The organism is Angustibacter speluncae, from assembly GCF_054777815.1.
Genome location: NZ_BAAHAF010000085.1, coordinates 22,632 through 23,948 on the forward strand (window position 1 = coordinate 22,632; position 1,317 = coordinate 23,948).

Consider the following 1,317-nt stretch of genomic DNA (forward strand, 5'->3'; position numbering starts at 1 on the left):
GGGCGCGGTGCTCGCGCTCGACCCGGCCGTCGTCGACCCGGCGGTCGTGACCGGACCCGACGACGACGCGGACGGCGCCGGCGGCGGCACCGCCACCGCGTCCCCGACCGAGCCCGCCGCGCCCGGCGGCCCGGACGCGACCCAGGTGCGCACCTGGGCCGAGCGGGTCCGCGCGGTCGTGGCCGACCACCAGAGCCTGCTGCTCGACTACGGCGACCCCGACCTGGCCGCCCTCGCCCACTCCGACCAGCTCGACCTCGCCCGGCTCGCCGACGAGCGCGCCGAGGACGTCGCCGCGAGCGCCCTCGGGGACGCCGGCACCGTGCTGCGCACCGTCGGCTGGCCGGTCGGCGGCGTCGCCGACGCCGACACCGTCGACCTGCTGCTGGCGACCGGCCGCACGTCGGTGCTGCTCGACCAGTCCGCCCAGTCCTTCGACGACGACGGCCTGACCCCCGACGCCCGCGCCCTGGTGCGCACCGGCGACGCGAGCATGCCGTCGCTGCTGTCCGACGGCGGGCTCGGCGCGCAGCTGGCCGCGGTCGGCGAGACCGGCACCGCCGGGGTCCAGCGCCTGCTCGCCGAGACCGCGGCGGTCGCGCTGGAGCGACCGAGCGAACGCCGCAACGTGCTCGTGGCCGCCCCGCGCGACTGGGACCCCGGCACCAGCGGGGGGGCCGCCGTCGACGCGCTGCTCGCCGTCCCGTGGACCGACCCGACGTCGGCCGACGAGCTCGTCGCCTCCCCGGCCCCCGAGCGCCCGCGCGGCGACCCGACCGTCGCCGGCGACGACCGCGGCGACGAGCTCGACGAGGCGGGCCTGGCCCGGCTCGGCGCGTCGGTGACGCTGTCCGACGGCCTCGCCTCGGCGTTCGCCGACCCCGACGAGGTGACCGAGCCGGTGCGCCGCGCCGCGGTCGCGCTCAGCTCGGCCCACTGGCGCGGGCGCGAGGACGCCTGGGCCCGCCAGGTCGACGCGGTCGAGGAGTCGGTGCGCGCGACCCGCGGCTCGGTCGCGGTGGTGCCCGGCAGCACGCTGACCCAGGTGTCGCGCAACGTCCGGCTGCCCGTCACCGTCCGCAACGACGGGACGCAGGACGCCACCGTCCGCGTCGAGGTCGTCCCGCGCTCGAGCCGGCTCGTCGTCACCGACCAGGTCGAGGTCACCGTGCCGGCCGGCGGCACCCAGGTCGGGTACGTGCCCGTGCGCGGCGTCGGCAACGGCGACACCTCCGTCGAGATCACCGTGCGCAGCCCGGACGGCACCGTGCTGGGCGCGCCGGTGCAGACCCGGGTGCTCGTGCGCGCCGACTGGGA

The 1,317-nt window shown here is 79.0% G+C and carries 1 protein-coding gene; it reads left to right on the forward strand.

Going from position 1 to position 1,317, the window contains the following annotated elements; translation table 11 throughout:
* Window positions 1–1,317 (forward strand): DUF6049 family protein (locus tag ACYVKY_RS10210; protein ID WP_460434869.1); only part of this gene is annotated, 1,317 nt, incomplete at both ends.